The organism is Rhodococcus sp. 27YEA15, from assembly GCF_049739425.1.
Lineage (GTDB): Bacteria > Actinomycetota > Actinomycetes > Mycobacteriales > Mycobacteriaceae > Rhodococcus_F.
The window spans coordinates 570,630-586,370 of sequence record NZ_JBMHHW010000001.1; the positions used below are offsets into that span (position 1 = coordinate 570,630).

The 15,741-nt window shown below is 64.4% G+C and carries 16 protein-coding genes and 1 riboswitch; of the genes, 9 read left to right on the forward strand and 7 right to left on the reverse strand.

The genetic code is table 11. From position 1 onward, the window contains the following. A riboswitch (cyclic di-AMP (ydaO/yuaA leader) is annotated at positions 1-213 on the reverse strand. 389 nt (positions 214-602) lie between these two features. Further along, positions 603-2,018: a putative Ig domain-containing protein gene (locus tag ABH922_RS02655; protein ID WP_424805455.1), complete on the forward strand. Its 1,416-nt coding sequence runs from the start codon at positions 603-605 to the stop codon at positions 2,016-2,018. A gap of 71 nt (positions 2,019-2,089) precedes the next feature. Here the strand turns inward: ABH922_RS02655 and ABH922_RS02660 are convergent, their stop codons facing one another. Together ABH922_RS02660 and ABH922_RS02665 are read right to left on the reverse strand one after the other, a co-directional pair. Next, positions 2,090-2,479 carry a YccF domain-containing protein gene (locus tag ABH922_RS02660; protein WP_424805456.1) on the reverse strand — a complete coding sequence of 130 codons (390 nt, stop codon included), beginning with the start codon at positions 2,477-2,479 and terminating at the stop codon, positions 2,090-2,092. Between the two features lie 31 nt (positions 2,480-2,510). Further along, entirely contained in the window at positions 2,511-2,738 is a 228-nt protein-coding gene (locus ABH922_RS02665; protein ID WP_424805457.1) for a hypothetical protein, read from the reverse strand. 213 nt (positions 2,739-2,951) lie between these two features. Between ABH922_RS02665 and ABH922_RS02670 the strand changes: the two genes are divergently transcribed. Next, the gene (locus tag ABH922_RS02670; RefSeq protein WP_424809532.1) at positions 2,952-3,365 is read left to right on the forward strand and encodes a cold-shock protein; all 414 of its coding nucleotides are present in this window, start codon (positions 2,952-2,954) and stop codon (positions 3,363-3,365) included. 88 nt (positions 3,366-3,453) lie between these two features. Here ABH922_RS02670 and ABH922_RS02675 read toward each other — a convergent pair whose 3' ends face one another. From ABH922_RS02675 to ABH922_RS02685, 3 genes are all read right to left on the reverse strand, one after another. Then, entirely contained in the window at positions 3,454-3,939 is a 486-nt protein-coding gene (locus tag ABH922_RS02675; RefSeq protein ID WP_424805458.1) for a DUF2771 domain-containing protein, read from the reverse strand. Positions 3,940-3,941: 2 nt separating this feature from the next. Next, entirely contained in the window at positions 3,942-5,726 is a 1,785-nt protein-coding gene (locus tag ABH922_RS02680; RefSeq protein WP_424805459.1) for an MFS transporter, read from the reverse strand. 65 nt (positions 5,727-5,791) lie between these two features. Continuing rightward, entirely contained in the window at positions 5,792-6,625 is an 834-nt protein-coding gene (locus ABH922_RS02685) for a glutaminyl-peptide cyclotransferase (protein ID WP_424805460.1), read from the reverse strand. Positions 6,626-6,714: 89 nt separating this feature from the next. Between ABH922_RS02685 and ABH922_RS02690 the strand changes: the two genes are divergently transcribed. From ABH922_RS02690 to ABH922_RS02700, 3 genes are all read left to right on the forward strand, one after another. After that, entirely contained in the window at positions 6,715-7,476 is a 762-nt protein-coding gene (locus ABH922_RS02690; protein ID WP_424809533.1) for a DUF3027 domain-containing protein, read from the forward strand. A 125-nt stretch (positions 7,477-7,601) separates the two neighbouring features. Then, entirely contained in the window at positions 7,602-10,217 is a 2,616-nt protein-coding gene (locus ABH922_RS02695) for a sacsin N-terminal ATP-binding-like domain-containing protein (protein ID WP_424805461.1), read from the forward strand. A gap of 5 nt (positions 10,218-10,222) precedes the next feature. Next, positions 10,223-10,786: a phosphatase PAP2 family protein gene (locus tag ABH922_RS02700; RefSeq protein ID WP_424809534.1), complete on the forward strand. Its 564-nt coding sequence runs from the start codon at positions 10,223-10,225 to the stop codon at positions 10,784-10,786. Positions 10,787-10,798: 12 nt separating this feature from the next. Here the strand turns inward: ABH922_RS02700 and ABH922_RS02705 are convergent, their stop codons facing one another. After that, complete coding sequence (locus tag ABH922_RS02705; protein ID WP_424805462.1) at positions 10,799-11,056, reverse strand: DUF2530 domain-containing protein; 258 nt, start codon at positions 11,054-11,056, stop codon at positions 10,799-10,801. A gap of 103 nt (positions 11,057-11,159) precedes the next feature. Here ABH922_RS02705 and ABH922_RS02710 point away from each other — a divergent pair, with 103 nt between their 5' ends. The 3 genes from ABH922_RS02710 (at position 11,160) to ABH922_RS02720 (ending at position 14,501) form a co-directional block, all read left to right on the forward strand. Then, positions 11,160-12,614 (forward strand): NCS2 family permease, encoded by a 1,455-nt coding sequence (locus ABH922_RS02710; RefSeq protein ID WP_424805463.1) that lies wholly within the window; start codon positions 11,160-11,162, stop codon positions 12,612-12,614. Positions 12,615-12,681: 67 nt separating this feature from the next. Continuing rightward, complete coding sequence (locus tag ABH922_RS02715; protein WP_424805464.1) at positions 12,682-13,113, forward strand: MarR family winged helix-turn-helix transcriptional regulator; 432 nt, start codon at positions 12,682-12,684, stop codon at positions 13,111-13,113. Positions 13,114-13,193: 80 nt separating this feature from the next. Beyond that, positions 13,194-14,501 carry an MFS transporter gene (locus tag ABH922_RS02720; RefSeq protein ID WP_424809535.1) on the forward strand — a complete coding sequence of 436 codons (1,308 nt, stop codon included), beginning with the start codon at positions 13,194-13,196 and terminating at the stop codon, positions 14,499-14,501. On the opposite strand, the gene ABH922_RS02725 is transcribed toward ABH922_RS02720, so the two are convergent. Continuing rightward, positions 14,485-15,033: a hypothetical protein gene (locus tag ABH922_RS02725; protein WP_424805465.1), complete on the reverse strand. Its 549-nt coding sequence runs from the start codon at positions 15,031-15,033 to the stop codon at positions 14,485-14,487. The two genes, ABH922_RS02720 and ABH922_RS02725, sit on opposite strands and share 17 nt — an antisense overlap. A 70-nt stretch (positions 15,034-15,103) precedes the next feature. Here ABH922_RS02725 and ABH922_RS02730 point away from each other — a divergent pair, with 70 nt between their 5' ends. Further along, complete coding sequence (locus tag ABH922_RS02730; RefSeq protein ID WP_424805466.1) at positions 15,104-15,739, forward strand: TetR/AcrR family transcriptional regulator; 636 nt, start codon at positions 15,104-15,106, stop codon at positions 15,737-15,739. Positions 15,740-15,741: the final 2 nt, after the last annotated feature.

A 15,741-nucleotide genomic window follows, 5' to 3' on the forward strand; every position in this document is an offset into this window, starting at 1 on the left:
AAATCCTCTCCACACGCGCCTGCGAGGTCAGCTGTCGGGTTCGGGCTGAGAGGTCGCCCGGCCTCGCCTTTCCTGGCTGGAAAGGGTCTGGCTTCACCCCAAGATCCGGAATTGTCGCGCTCCGAATCGGTGTCCACTGGAGAACTTTCCTGTTCTCACAGAGGACTTTGGGTCCCCCGTCCTCGTCCCTGGAATGCTCTGTGGGAAGTTCCGGTACCCGCGGGACGAGGCTTGGCACGGCGGGCCGGAGGTGGCCGGAGTTTCCCGGCCGAAAACGACGGTAACGGCTCGAGGCCGTCGTGTCACCATTTGATAACGCGGCGTGGCGTGGGGCGCCGCACCACGTTGATGGGTAGTTCGGGACTCTCCCCAGGTCGCGACGGGTTCCACGACGCGTACCGGGCCGTGTCCGTTCCGTTATCCATCCGTAATGTGATTAAAGTCACATCGTGACATGGTTGGTACGTCCGCTTCGGAAACTGCGGTGTCGCCGGCCGGGAGTTTTATGTGTTCCGCGTCTCAACACCAATTGTCTGAATAAGGATAGGCTCGCCTAGTTTTCCAAACCGGGCGACATTCAGAAATCAGTAAGGCATCCCCACATGAAATTGCACAACCGTCGGCGCGCGGTCACCGCGCCACTCGTTCTCGCCGCCGCTGTCGTCGGCCTGACCTTCGGCTCGTCCGTCGCCGTCGCTGCACCCTCCGACACCGCGACGCACGGCGTAGTCGGAAGCTACACCGCGACCCAGCCCGGTGACATCGCAGTCGACTCGGTTACGCACCGGGCATATGCGACGCAGTACGGCCCCACCGAGACGTCGCTGTCCGTCGTCGACACGAACACCGGTTCACAGCTCCCCGCCGTCAAGGGAGTTGTCGCCTACCAGTCCGCCGTCGCCGTCGACTCCGTGCTGAGCCGCGCATACGTGTCCTCGTCGTACGGCGGTGCGATCTCCGTCGTCGACACGAAGTCCGGTGACGTCATCAAGACCGTGACGCTCAGCGAGAAGAATCCGGACGGCACTCGTCCTCAGATCAGCGACATCGCGGTCGATCCCGTGACGCACCGCGCGTACTTCTCGGACTACAAGTCCGGTTACATCCGCGTACTCGACGCCGCAGCAGGCGATGCCGTGACGAACATCCTCATCGACAAGTTCGCGACCCCGACCAAGCTCGGGTTCGACAACAAGCGCGGTTTCCTCTACGTGGCAGACACCAACTTCATGGAGGAGAACTACGGCCGCACGCTGTGGCAGATCGACGTGCGCGCTGGTTCCACCCCCAAGGCCTTCGTGCGCGGTAGCGACATCTACCCGGTCGAGCTGGCTGTCGACGACAACACCGGTTACGTGTACATGACCGACACCCGCACCGCGAACGTCTGGGTCATCGACGCGACCCCGAACAACGACAAGGTGCTCGAGAAGATCACCTTCTCGGCCGACACCACCGCCAACGGTGTTGCCGTGGACACCGCCGCAGGCGTTGCCTACGTTGCCGACGTCAAGCAGGGACAGCTCTGGACCGTCGACCTGTCGAACCGCGGCACCGCGCTACTGGCGGATACGAAGGTTCCCGAATTCGATCGAGTGAAGAACCTGGCTATCGATTCCTCCACCGGTGCGATCGCGGCAACCACCAATGCCGGCAAGGTGACCGTGGTTGCGGCGTACCCCACCCTGAAGACTGCGGAGTTGCCCGCAGCTCAGACCGGTAAGGCGTACTCGCAGAAGCTCGCCGTCAACGGTGCGCGCGCTGCGACCTTCAAGGTCGCCTCGGGTGATCTGCCCGCCGGCCTGACCCTCGCGAACGACGGCACGATCTCGGGCACCCCGACCGTTGCCGGTTCCTACACCGTCGAGGTCACCGCGACGAGCGTGCTGTCGCGTACGACGAGCGTGACCGTCGTCGTGTCCGAAGCTCCGGTCGGACCGGTCGACCCGGGTAACCCCGGCAACCCCGGAACCGGTTCGCTCGACAAGCTCCCCGGATTGGGTAGCCTCGGCCGCTGATCGAACATGACATCTGGAACCCGACCACGGCACCTGCCGTGGTCGGGTTCGCCAGATGTGGGCCGAACCGCTCAGGGGTATCCGACGTGGTCGACGTCGACGATCTGCTTGCCGAGAGGCATCAGTGACACCGGAATCATCTTGAGGTTTGCCACCGCGAGAGGAATTCCGATGATGGTGATCGCCATCGCGAACGCGGACACGACATGGCCGATCGCCAGCCAGATGCCGGCGAGAAGCAGCCAGAGAACGTTACCGAGGAGAGAGCCGACACCGGATGTCGGCTTGTCGATCACAGTCTTGCCGAACGGCCACAGCGCGTACACGCCGATGCGGAACGCAGCGATCCCGAACGGGATGGTGACGATCAGCACGCAGAAGACGATCCCGGCGAGGAAGTAGCCCAACGCCAGCCAGAGGCCGCCCAAAACCAACCAGATCACGTTCAGAATCAGTCTCACGGGCAGCGACCTTTCAGTGGGATACGACCGGTCACCGTGCGCGCCGACCGGACCTCAAGGTGTAGACCAACGCGAGAAAGAACCCGACCGGACACGCCAGTGCGATCAGGTAGAGCACCAGGCCGGGAGGGGTGTCACTGAATATGTGGACGGCGAAGATGGCGACGATTCCCAACAGGCCCACGATGAAGAGTGCCATCGCGGTTCGGAACATACCGATTCCGGTGCCGGAAGTGTGCGGTTCGATTCGAGTTTCCACGCGCTCCAGGGTAGTGCCTGGAAACCTGCGTGCCGACGGAGGTTCGTCACAGGTAGAGTGTTCGCAGACTGCGCGTCCCGCCGAACGATAGTGGGGCGCGTTCTTTTGCATTCTTCACGCGAAGCAATGCGAGCACGACCATGAGGCTCTTGTTCGAGCCTCCCGACTGTATTGGGGCGGATGCCCCAGTCGAGTGATGAGCGGGTGAACGCGGTGCCGACCGGCAAGGTGAAATGGTACGACCTCGAAAAGGGCTTCGGCTTTCTGTCGCAGGAGGAGGGCGAGGACGTCTACGTCCGGGCGTCCGCACTTCCCGACGGCGTCGAGGGACTCAAGGCAGGTCAGCGGGTGGAATTCGGGATGGCTGCAGGCCGTCGCGGCCCGCAGGCACTGAGCCTGAAGGTTCTCGAACCTGCACCCACTTTGCGTGGCGCGGCGCCGCAGCGTCGTGAATCGGTTGCGCGTAAGCACACTCCGGACGAGTTGCACGGCATGGTCGAGGACATGATCACGCTGCTCGAGGCAAAGGTGCAGCCCGATCTGCGAAACGGCAAGTACCCGGACCGCAAGACCGCGCAGCGGATCTCTGAAGTAGTGCGTGCGGTTGCACGTGAACTCGACAGCTGACGCTCAACACGGTTCGTAACGACAGAAGGCCCCGCCACACCGAAACCGGTGTGGCGGGGCCTTCTGTCGCAGTTGTTCGTGTCAGTGGTCAGGCGGTCTTCACCGACCAGATCAGAACTCCTTGGTTGTTGCTGACTGCCAGGTGGATCTCCACTCCGACGAGTTGCTTGAGGGGATCCTTCGAGGATTCGACGGTGACGGCCTTGGCTTCGTCCGCCTCGAAGAGGCGCGGTTCGCCGGTCTGATTGCCGTCGGCGTCCTCGTAGACGGCCAGCAGCGCCCACCGCTCGGAAGAGACGTCGTTCGACAACGATAGTTGCAGGGGGTAGCCCGCGGGAACGTCCAGTTCGCTGATGTCGCCGACCTGTGCGCACTGCGACAGGTCGATGGTGCAGTAGCCCGCAGGTTCGATCTCGATGGTCTTGCCGTGGGCATACGCAGTGATCTTCGGAAGGCTCTCGGGCCGGTCGTTGATGCCCTTGACGATCAGGACGAGCACCGACCCGTAGGCAAGTAGGGCCACCACCATCAGAACGCTGACGGCGGCCACTATTTTCTTGGTTCTCGAGCGCATGATCACTGCGAGGTACTTCCTTGTCGTCGATCTGAATTTCCGGTGCGAATCACTTCGGTCACCTCTTGGTCGGCCTGGTCGGGCCGTTTGCCGCCGAGTCCCGGAAGCAGGCTGCTACCGCGGTAACTCAGGAACGTTTGTAGCAGTCCGACAGTGAGGAACACGGACACCACAGTGAACCCGATCCAGAATTGAGTGGGTAACAGGACCCCCAGTGCGCCCCCGAGAACCCAGCTCAACTGGAGCACCGTCTCGGATCGGCCGAATCCGGAGGCAATCGACTCTTCGGGGAGGTCGTGCTGCAACGACGCGTCGAGCGACACCTTTGCCAGCGCGCTCGCCGCCGAGGCGATCAGCGTTGCCAGAGCTGCGGTCATGAGGTTGTCCGTCAACGCGGCAATGACGGCGATGACCCACACCGATGCCGTGCATCGAAGAACGATGAGCGCGGGTTTTCCCAGTTTCAACCTGGCGCCCGCAGCATTGCCGGCGAAGTTGCCCAGACCGGCGGCGGCGCCCACCAGACCGAGCATCGCGGCCTGGACGAGAGGCTCGTGTTCGGTGCGCGATTTGGCGACGAAGGCGATGTAGAGCGTCAGGAATCCGGTGAGAACTCGAATGGTTCCGTTGCCCCACAGGCCGATGATGACCGCGCGACCGAGTGGCTGGCGCACCTTGGCCGATTTCCCCGCCGGCTTCTTACCGGGGCGTTCGCCGACGGGGACGCCGTCCGGGTGATAAGTGATGGTGGCAGGTACTTCGCCTTCGGTCACCTCTACCCACGACGGAATTCGCATGCTCAGGTACACGCCGAACATCGTGACGACCACGGCGAACCACAACGCTCCGACGGACCCGAATGCGAAAGCCAGGGCGCCGGCCACGCCGCCTGCCACGATGGTTCCACCGATCAGTCCGAACACCGTCAGCCGTGAGTTGACCCTGACCAGGTCTATCTCCGGTGGTAGCACTCGCGGCGTCACCGCGCTCTTGAGCACGGAGAACGATTTACTGAGCACCATCATGCCCAGTGCCGCCGGATAGAGAATCCAGCTGTCGAAGTTGAACACCAGCACCAGGGCGAGGACGGTTCGCAGAGCGAACGATCCGGCCAACGCGATTCGTCGGCCGCGTTGCAGACGGTCGAGCATGGGTCCGATCAACGGTGCGAGTACCGCGAACGGGGCGATGGTGATCAGCAGGTAGAGGGCTACCTTCGTTTTGTCCTCCCCTGTCGCCGCGGAGAAGAACAACGTGTTCGCCAGCGAGACGGCGAGCGTCGCGTCGACGGCGTTGTTGGTCATCACCGCGTAGGTCAGTGCGGTCAGACCCGACTTGTCGGCACCGTCGGCCTTGGCGGCTCGTTGAAAGGTTGCGATTCCTTTGTTGGTCAGCTCACGACTGCGCATGGCGGCAACGCGAGTGACGGTGAGCTTCCTCGGCATCGGCGGCGCTTTGGGGGCATCGCTCTTGGCAGGCTCGCTCTTGGTCGACTCGCTCTTGGTCGGCTCGAACTTCGAGGTGTCACTGGTCGTGACCGTGGAACCGTCGGAATTCGGGGACGCGGCCGGTTCGGAAGCTTCGGTCGTGCTCGCACGCAACGAGTCGGTGCGTGCCTCGTCGGCCGACCCGGCAATCGGGTGCAGCGGAGGCAACGGCGTACGCCGAGCAGCAGGGCGGGACGCCGGTGGGTAGTTGTCGTAGCCGGGGTGCAGCGATTGGCCCTCGGACTCGTCGGGAATGCGCCGAGTATCTGGGTCGTAGGGTTCACGCGGTCCGGTCACCATTCAATTCTGTCCTAGTGTCGGTGTGGCTACCACGTACACCCCGGCGAGTCCGGCGGAAGTCCGATTCATGCGACAAATCGGACTTCGAACATTTGTGGCCAGTATTTGCCGGTCAGCAGGAACCGGTCGGTTCCCGGTATCTGCGCGATCCCGTTCAGAACGTCGAGGGGCCGCGTGGATCCCGTCGTGTCGAGTTCGTTGCGAAGCGGTGACGCGTCGATCGTGGCGGTAATGGTGCCGTCGGCCGGATCGATTTCGACGATGGTGTCCGTCGTCCAGACGTTGGCCAAGACCTTGCCGTCTTCAGCGCACTCCAGTTCGTTCAGATTGTCCACGGCGACGCCGTTGCGGGCGACGGACACGGTGCTGAGCGGATCGAACGTCTTCGGATCGCGGACGGTCAGGACGGCCGAGCCGTCGCTGGTGATCAACCGATCGGCGAAGGAGCAGATTCCCCAGCCCTCGGTGTCGAGCCGGACTCTGCGTAGTTCGGTCAGTGAATTCTTGTCGCGGGCGATGGCGACCCCGTTCTTCCAGGTCAGTTGCCACAAAATGTCGTCGTGAACGGTGATGCCCTCGCCGAACAGTGGTGCCTCGAGGTCGGCGCGGGCGACTTCGGGGCCGGAAGTGGGAGCATCCGGGTCGGTGATGGTGTTCGAGCGGACCCACGACTGACCGACGCGCCCGGTGCTCTCGTACAAACGATCACCGTCGATTTCCAGGCCCTGGGTGAATGCGTCGGGATCGTGCGGGAACGCCTGGACGATCTGAACGGTCAGGGCGTCGGTACCGAGGGCGTCCGGGGGGTTCGAGGATTCGGTGGTGCAGCCGGAAAGGAGGCAAGAAGTGAGACTTGCGGCTACGACGGCGAAGACGGATCCGGCGCGAAAGCGAGTCATCCGCCCAGCATTGCAGCCCGGTGCATTGACGTGTTGCGTAGGTGCGGCAAACTGGGGGAGTGAGTGTTGCTACTTCTCCAGAGCGTGCAGTGCCGCGCCCCGTCCTGGCCGATGCGGTCGATCTGGCCCGTGCGGCCGTCGTCGAACTGCGCGAGGGTCGTGTGGGTGACTACCTGGGAGTGACATCGGAAGACGATTTCGCCGCCACCCATCGATTTGCCGCCGACATTGCGGGGTACCGCGGGTGGCAGTGGGCAGTGGTGGTCGCGGCCGGTCCCGACGACGAACGCGCAACCGTGAGCGAACTTGCGCTCCTGCCCGGCCCGGACGCGTTGGTCGCGCCGCAGTGGCTGCCGTGGGATCAGCGTATTCGCCCCGGTGATCTCTCTCCCGGGGATCTGCTGGCACCGACCGCCGAGGATCCGCGGCTGGTGCCCGGATATGTGGCCACCGGAGACCCGGAGGTCGACGATGTCGCGGTCACCATCGGACTGGGGCGAAAGAACGTGATGAGCCTCGAAGGTCGTCTCGACGCTGCGTCGCGGTGGTTCGAGGGCGAGTTCGGTCCGGAGTCGGAGATGGCGAAAGCTGCCCCGTCCACCTGTGGCCTGTGCGGTTTCTTCCTGCCGCTCGCCGGTTCGTTGCAGGCCGGTTTCGGCGTGTGCGGTAACGAACTGGCAGCGGACGGGCGAGTGGTCAGTGTGTCGTACGGATGCGGTGCACATTCGGACACGACGCTGCCGGTCGGCGCTGGTTCCCCCCAGTTCGATGCATTCGACGACGGCGCTGTCGAGTTGACTGCTCGTGCGACAAGCTCTGTCGGAGTTGGGGATTCGGCATCGACCGAATAGCAGACCCCTTCGGCGTCGACGCTCTGCGTGCGGCGACCCTGCGGGCATGGGCGCAGTCGCCGACCCGGCTACGTGAGGATGCGGCGTCGGAAGCGGATCTCGTCGGCGCGGGCTACCGTGACCGGTTGCTGACGGAGCTGGCGCAGAACGCTGCCGACGCTGCGGCGCGAGCGGGTGTGCCGGGTGAATTGTGGGTGAGTCTGACGGGCTCGGTGCTGACGGTCGCCAATACGGGGCAACCGTTGGACGAGCCGGGAGTCCATGCTCTGACGGCGTTGCGGGCGTCGGGTAAGCGTGCGTCCGACGACGGGGTGGTCGGGCGGTACGGCGTCGGGTTCTCGGCGGTACGTGCCGTCAGCGACGAGGTGGAGTTACGTTCGACGACGGGTTCGATCCGGTTTTCCGCATCGAAGACCCGCACGGAAGTCGACCTGCTCGAACTTGCGATACCGGACGGCGGCATCCCGGTGCTGCGCTTGGTATGGGGATCGGACGAATCGCCTTCTGCGGGTGCAGATTCCGAAGTCGTCTTGACTTTACGCGACGGTGTCGACGGTGCCGCTCTGCTGACGGCGATGGCCGGCGAGGCCGAAGATCTACTCCTCGAGCTTCCCGGTCTGCAGACCATTCGGGTGGGTGAGCAGGTTTTCGAGCGCTCCGAACGCGAACTCGAATCCGGAATCGTCGAGGTGTCGATCGGTGCGGGTACGTGGTGGCAGTACCGAACTGCTCACGCGCGCTGGATAATTCCGGTGATTGATGGTGTCGTCGAGCCGGTGGGCGACGGTGTGTTGCGAGCGCCGACGCGCTCGGACGAGGAACTGTCGATCCCGGTGATCGTGGTGGCGGAGATCGCGATGCAGCCGGATCGGCGACGCATCCTGCCCGGCGCAGCGATTTCGCGGATCGCGGACGGGTACGCGGAGTTCGCGGCTGCGCTACCTCCCGGTCAGCGGACCGCGCTGGTGCCCGTTCCGGGTTTCGCCCGCGGTGAGGTGGATTCCCTTCTGCGTGAAGCTCTTCTGGCGGAGCTGCGTGAGAATCCGTGGTTGCCGGTGGTGGGTGAACCGGATCGTGCCCCGCAGCGGGCAACGGTGTTGCCCGGCCTCGACGACGCACTCGCGAAACTGCTCACCGAGGTGATCGGCGGACTGGTGGTTCCGGATCTGTCGGGCTCGCGCCACGAACGAGCCCTGGCGGCGGTGGACACGCACCGCATCGGGTTGGCGCGGATCGCGGAACTGCTCAGCGGTCTCGATCGTGAACCGCGGTGGTGGCAGCGCCTGTACGGAGCGCTCGAACCGTTGGTGGTGGACGGTCTGGCAGTGGAAGAACTGGGCACACTGCCGGTTCCGCTGTCCGATGGTCGAACCGTCACCGGTCCGCGAACGGTGGTCACGGGCACCGAACTCGGTGATTCCGTCGGGCCGGTGCGGTGGGCGCGTCTGGTGCATCCAGACGCGGCGCATCCGCTCTTGACCCGTCTGGGTGCGAGATCCGCCACCGCGGTGGATCTGCTGTCCGATCCCGCTCTGCGGGCGCTCGTCGAGGATGCTGTCGATCAGGACGACAGTGAGGCAATCGAATTGGCTTCGGTGATACTGGGATTGGCTGCGGCGGTCCAGCCGGGAGTCTTGCCGTCCTGGATCGGCGAAGTGTTGCTCCCGGATTCAGGCGGTGAACTCTGCTCGGCCGATCAACTGCTGCTTCCCGGAGCGCCATTGGCCGAAGTGCTGGTCGAGGATTCGCCCTTCGGGATCGTGGCTGCGGACTTCGTGGAGCAGGTCGGTGACCAAGCACTGCGAGCGGTCGGCGTCGGCTGGGGTTTCACCGTGGTACGTGAGGAACTGCCGTCGGGGCCAGATCACGATCTCGACGACGAGCAGCGCTGGTGGGACACCCTCACCGAAGATCCCGAGCGCTTCGAGGGTGTTCGCGATCTCGATCTGGTCGACGAAAACCGTTGGGGCCGAGCATTATCGCTGCTGGCGGAGTCTCCGGTCACCCGGCCGCTGCTCGCGGACCGGAACGGGTACACCGCCTGGTGGCTGCGGACCAACGCAGAACTCGACGGCACGCCGATGGGTCTGCTGCGTGCGCCGTCGGATGACACCTTCACCGATCTGATCGATCCGATCGAGCACCCGGACGCCGCGCATCTCGTGGCTGTCCTGACCGCCGGCGTCGTCGACGATCACGATCTGGCGCAACTGTTGCTCGATCGCCTGGCAGATGTCGACCGGCGCCCGACGCCCGCGGTGATCGCGCGCACACACCGGTTGCTGGCCGAAGCGTCGGGCCGGGGGGTGCTCGACCTCGACGAACTGAGACTGCCGACCTACGTGCGGGCGCTGTCCGGTGATCTGGTCGATCCCGCCGAGGCTCTGGTGGTGGACCGGCCCTGGTTCGGCGCGGCGCTGCCGGTTCAGCGCGCGGTGCTGGGCAGTATCGCCTCGGCATCGGCACTGGCCGAGCTGCTGGACGTCGCTACCGCCTCCGATGCCGTGGGTGCCGAGGTGCTCGGCACCGGAACGCGGAGCGTGTGGGCGCGCGAGCCGCAGGCTGTGCTCGTGTTTGCGGCTTTCGGCCGTGAAGTACCGGACGACGTCGTGGTGATCCACGAGGAACTGTCGGTGCAGTTGAGCGGCGACGTCGCCGGTGTCGTCGCTGTTCCGTGGTGGGTGGACGGCGACGGTACCCACCACGTGATGCGAACGTGGACCCGGCCGCACGGCGGCTGACGGCAGTGGCATTCGATCAGTGGGTTCTCGATACGGTCGTCGATCAGCGGACCCCGTGGCTGGTGGACGTGGTCACCGTCGTCACGAACAGTGGCGGCACCGTCGCGTCGTGGTTGATCGCGTCGCTGCTGACCGCGATGCTGTTCGTCCGAGGGTTACGCATCGAAGCAGCCACCCTGGCCGGGGCGATGCTGACGGGCAACCTGGTGATGAGCGGACTGAAGTTGATCTTCACACGCGCGCGGCCACCGATGCCGGAGCGGTTGATCGAAATCAGTTCGTATTCGTTCCCGTCCGGGCACGCGATGATGACGGCGGTGCTGGCAACGACGACAGCCGCGGTGGTCGTGCGGCTGGGGCTACCGGTGATCGCTCGCCGAGCGATGCTGGTCTTACTGGTGCTCTACAGCGTCGCTGTCGGTTTTTCTCGCGTCTACCTCGCCGCGCACTGGATGACAGACGTCCTCGCCGGCTGGACGATCGGAATCCTCTGGGCCGGATTGTGGCTCTGGGGCGCGCGCAGACTTCGGTTACGCAGATCCGGCGGCAACGTCGGCTTCCCACGCTGAACAACCGGGACGTCAGTCGATCAGTCCCGCACCTTTCTGAGCTCCTCGGCTTCCCCTCAGTGCGGCCCGTCGTTGGATCTGGAAGAGGCCGTATCCGAGCAGGCCGACGCCGATTCCGGCGTAACAGACAGGGAGCGCGCCTGCCCAGCGATCACCGCTGACAAGGACGACGACGGTGCCCACCAGCCACGCAACGGTGCCGATGATCAATGCCGGCGAGGGTGCGGACAGGCGGTCGATCAGCGTCGCGGTGTTTCGGTTCTCCGTCACCGAATTAACGCTACCGGTACCTCGGTGGCCTACTCTCCCTATGGCGACCGGCGTTCATGTGTGCCGGCGCGTGGCTACCTAGAGCGATGGGGAAAGAAACAACATGGCGGCACCCGGGAAAGTTCTCGACACGTATTTCAAGATCAGCGAACGCGGGTCGACGATCTCCAAGGAGGTCCGAGGTGGTGTGGTCACGTTCGTCGCGATGGCATACATCGTGGTGCTCAACCCGCTGATCCTCGGTAGCTTCTCGGCCGAGGACGGGGCCGCCAAGACCGACGTCGTCGGTAACATCCTGCCGATCACCCAGGTGGCCGCGGTCACGGCGCTGGTGGCCGGACTGATGAGCATCATCTTCGGAATCGTCGCGAACTATCCGTTCGCCATCGCGGCGGGCCTCGGAATCAACAGCCTCCTCGCCGTCACGATCGCCCAGGAGGTCACCTGGGCGGAGGCGATGGGCCTGGTGGTGATCGACGGTGTCATCATCGTGATCCTCGCCCTCACCGGCTTCCGGACGGCGGTGTTCAACGCGATACCCTCGGCGCTGAAATCCGCGATCGCGGCGGGCATCGGCATGTTCATCGCGTTCATCGGTCTGGTGGACGCCGGATTCGTGCGCCGCATCCCCGACGAGGCCGGTACGACGGTTCCGGTCGGGCTGGGTATCCACGGTTCGATCTCGTCGTGGCCGACTGCCGTCTTCATCTTCGGTGTCCTGCTCATGGGTGTTCTGGTGGCCCGCAAGGTACGTGGTGGCCTGCTGATCGGCATCGTCGTGACCACCATCGTCGCCGCGATCGTCGAAGCAACGGCAGGTGTGGGACCGTCCTTGGGCACCAACCCGCAGGGCTGGAACCTGAGCGTTCCGGCAATTCCCGACTCGTTCGGCGGCATGCCGGACCTGAGCCTGGTCGGCCAGGTCAGTATTTTCGGCGCATTCACGCGGATCGGCGTTCTCGCGGCCAGCCTGCTGGTGTTCACCCTGGTTCTGGCGAATTTCTTCGACGCCATGGGCACCATGACCGGTCTCGGTAAGGAAGCCGGTCTGACCGACAAGGACGGCAACCTGCCGAACGTCGGCCGTGCACTGGTTGTCGAGGGTGCAGGGGCCATCGTCGGTGGTGGTGCGTCGGCGTCGTCGAACACGGTGTTCGTGGAATCCGCCTCCGGTATCGCGGAGGGCGCGCGCACCGGGTTGGCGAACGTGGTGACCGGTGTGCTGTTCCTGCTCGCGATGTTCTTGACCCCGCTCTACTCGGTGGTGCCCATCGAGGCGGCGGCACCGGCTCTCGTCGTCGTCGGTGCACTGATGATCGGTCAGGTTCGCGACATCGACTTCACCAAGTTCTCGATGGCGTTGCCTGCCTTCCTGACGATGATCGTCATGCCGTTCACGTATTCGATCGCCAACGGCATCGGCGTCGGATTCATCACCTGGGTGGTTTTGCACGCGTTCAACGGTGGAATCAAGAAGATTCACCCGTTGCTGTGGATCGTCGCTGCCCTGTTCGTCGCGTATTTCGCAGTCGGACCGATCACTGCGGCTCTTACCTGACCGGTCGCGTCGGCCGGTAGCCGGTTACCCGAGCTACCGGCCAGTTCGTGACGTATTGTCTTATCGCGTGACCACCGAAACTCGCGCTCTGGCCAGCGATCTTTCCCTGGCAGTAGTGCGCCTCACCAGGCATCTGCGCGGACGTCGAGTGGACGCGCAGGTGTCGTTGACCCAGCTGTCCGCATTGGCAACTCTCGATCAAGAGGGCGCCATGACGCCGGGTGCACTCGCTGCGCGCGAGAAGGTGCAGCCGCCTTCGATGACGCGGGTTGTCGCTTCACTGGCAGAGCTGGGTTTGGTCGAACGTTCGCCGCACCCGACGGACGGCAGGCAGATCATCGTCAGTCTGTCGAGCTCCGGGCAGGCACTTCTGGCCGACGAGACTCATGCACGGGAGGCCTGGATGAACGAGCAGTTGTCCGGGCTGGGCTCGGCCGATCTCGTCACACTGCGTAGTGCGGTGGAGATCATCACGGCGATGGTCAGCAAACCCGAGTAACTCGTCGACGGCAGGGTAGTTGCACAGACGAAAGACTTCAGGGGCAGGATGGTCGAGTGCCCCGTGACCTTGAATCCGGCATGTTTGCCGCACTCCGTAACCGTAACTACCGTCTCTGGGCTTCCGGTCAGATCGTCTCGCTGGTCGGGACCTGGATGCAACGTATCGCGCAGGACTGGCTGGTCCTGACCCTGTCGGATGGCAACGCGTTGGCCGTGGGCATCGTGATGGCATTGCAGTTCGGGCCCACGTTGTTCCTGTCGGTGTGGGGTGGGGTGCTCGCGGATCGGTACGACAAGCGTCGGATTCTGATGTTCACGCAGGGCGCGAGCGCGGTGTGCGCGCTGGTTCTCGGTGTCCTCGACGTCGGTGGCATGGTGGCGCTCTGGCATGTCTTCCTCATCGCGTTCCTGCTCGGGTGTGTGTCGGCTGTCGATGCCCCGGTGCGTCAGTCGTTCACCATCGAGATGGTGGGCAAGAAGGATCTGTCCAACGCGATCGCGTTGAATTCCATGACGTTCAACACCGCCCGCATCGTGGGCCCGGCGATCTCGGGTGTGTTGATCAACATCATCGGCACGGGATGGGTGTTCCTGCTCAACGTCGTGACCTTCGGTGGTGTGCTGCTGGCCCTGAATTTGATGGACAAGAAGGCGTTGATCCCGTCGGAGCCGGCGCCGCGGGCCAAGGGGCAGGTTCGAGACGGCTTCCGGTACGTGTGGGGGCGCAAGGATCTTCGCGTGATCATGTTCTCCGTCTTCATGATCGCGACGTTCGGACTGAACTTCTCCATCAGTCTGGCGGTGTTGGCCCGCAACACCTTCGGGCTCGGAGCCGACGGGTACGGCCTGCTGTCGACCACGTTGGCGGTGGGAACTCTGGGCGGGGCCGTCTACGCGGCGCGGCGTAAGAAGCCGCCACGGTTGCGAACCTTCCTCGGCGCCGCTCTTGCCTTCGGCGTCCTCGAGATCGCGGTGGGCCTGATGCCCAGCTACGCGTTGGTGGCGTTGATGTTGATTCCCACGGGCGCACTGACCCTGACGTTCACGACGTCCGCGATGAACATCTTGCAGTTGTCGGTTCCCTCGGAGATGCGCGGGCGGGTGATGGGGATCTACATGCTCAGTTTTCTCGGGGGAACTCCGTTGGGTAGTCCGCTGCTCGGCTGGTTGGCCGACTCGGTGGATCCGAGAGCGCCGCTGGTTCTCGGTGGCGTGATCTCGCTGGGGTCGGCAGTGGTGGCCGGGGTGTACCTGTTGCGAAGTGAGGGAATGCGGTTGCGGTTGAAGATGCCGGAGGGTGGGGGCCGCCTCCCGGTCTTCGAACTGCGGCCGGCATTGGTGTGCGACGCCACCGAACAGGCGGTGGCGGTCAGTCGCGAGAGTTGACGGCTGTCCTCGTGGGAAACAGGGTGTAGCTCAGTGCGATGATTCCCCAGATCCCCAGGACAAGTGTCAGTTTGCCGATCCAGCTACTCAGCGCTTCGGTGCGGGACGGATCGTCGACGTAGTGGATTGCCAGAGTGAGCAAGCCGCACGAGATCGCCCAGGCGAGTGCCGCCCGGCCGAACTCGCGCCATTCGCGGGTGGCCCGCGCGGTGCCGTATTTCGGCGGCCTGACCGGGGCGGGGCCGCCGGCGAAGCGGTAGGCGAATCTGGCGTCGGCCCAGGAGACGAGGCTGTGCCCGAACGCCACCGAGAAGCCGATGTAGGCGGCGGCCAGGCCGTGACTGAAGTTCGCTTCGCCACCGCCGCGTAGGTCGAGTGCGGTGGCGACCAAGAGAACGATGTCGACGAGCGGTGCGCAGATCAGCAGCGCAGCGCCGAGGGTGGGCCGGCGGAGTAGGTAGCGCGCGGCAAGTCCGGCGGCGATGAAGACCCAGAACATGATTTCGCAGGCGATGATCAGCTGGACGATCATGTCGATCACCTCATTTCTAGTACGACTGTGTTAGTGATGAAAATTAGCACAGTCGTGTTAACTTTGTGCGGTGGTGAAGCGAATCAGCGCGGACGAGCGCCGCGAACAGGTAGCCGAAGCGGTATGGCGGGTGATCAGGCGCGACGGAATCGCGTCGGCCAGCGTCCGTACCGTCGCCGACGAGGCGGGGATGTCCACCGGCTCGCTCCGGCACCTCTTCGCCAGTCAATCCGAACTCATGCTCTTCGCGATGGAGCTGGTCACGGTCCGAGTGGAGATGCGGATCGCAGCACTCGTCTTCGACGCCGACTCGCGGCGAGCGCTACGGCAGTTCGCCGACCAGTTCGTGCCATTGGACGCCGATCGCCGCGAGGAGATGATCGTCTGGCGGAGTTTTGCCACCGCGGCCGTGACCGACTCGGCGTTGACCGCTGTCCGGGATCGAACCAATCGAACGCTGTTCGAGAAGTTTCGTGAGCTGATCCAGTGGTCGAAGGACGACGGTCACCTGCTGCCGGATGCGCCGGTGCACCTCGAGGCGATGCGCCTGCACGCATTGGTCGACGGGCTTGCCGCGCAGGCGGTCGACGATCCGGACCGAATCACCACGGACGCGATCGCGCAGGTGCTGGACGCACACTGCCGCGAGTTGTTCGACTCGGAACGGGAGCCCTCGCCGGCGACGGCACCCGATGCGGCACGATAGAG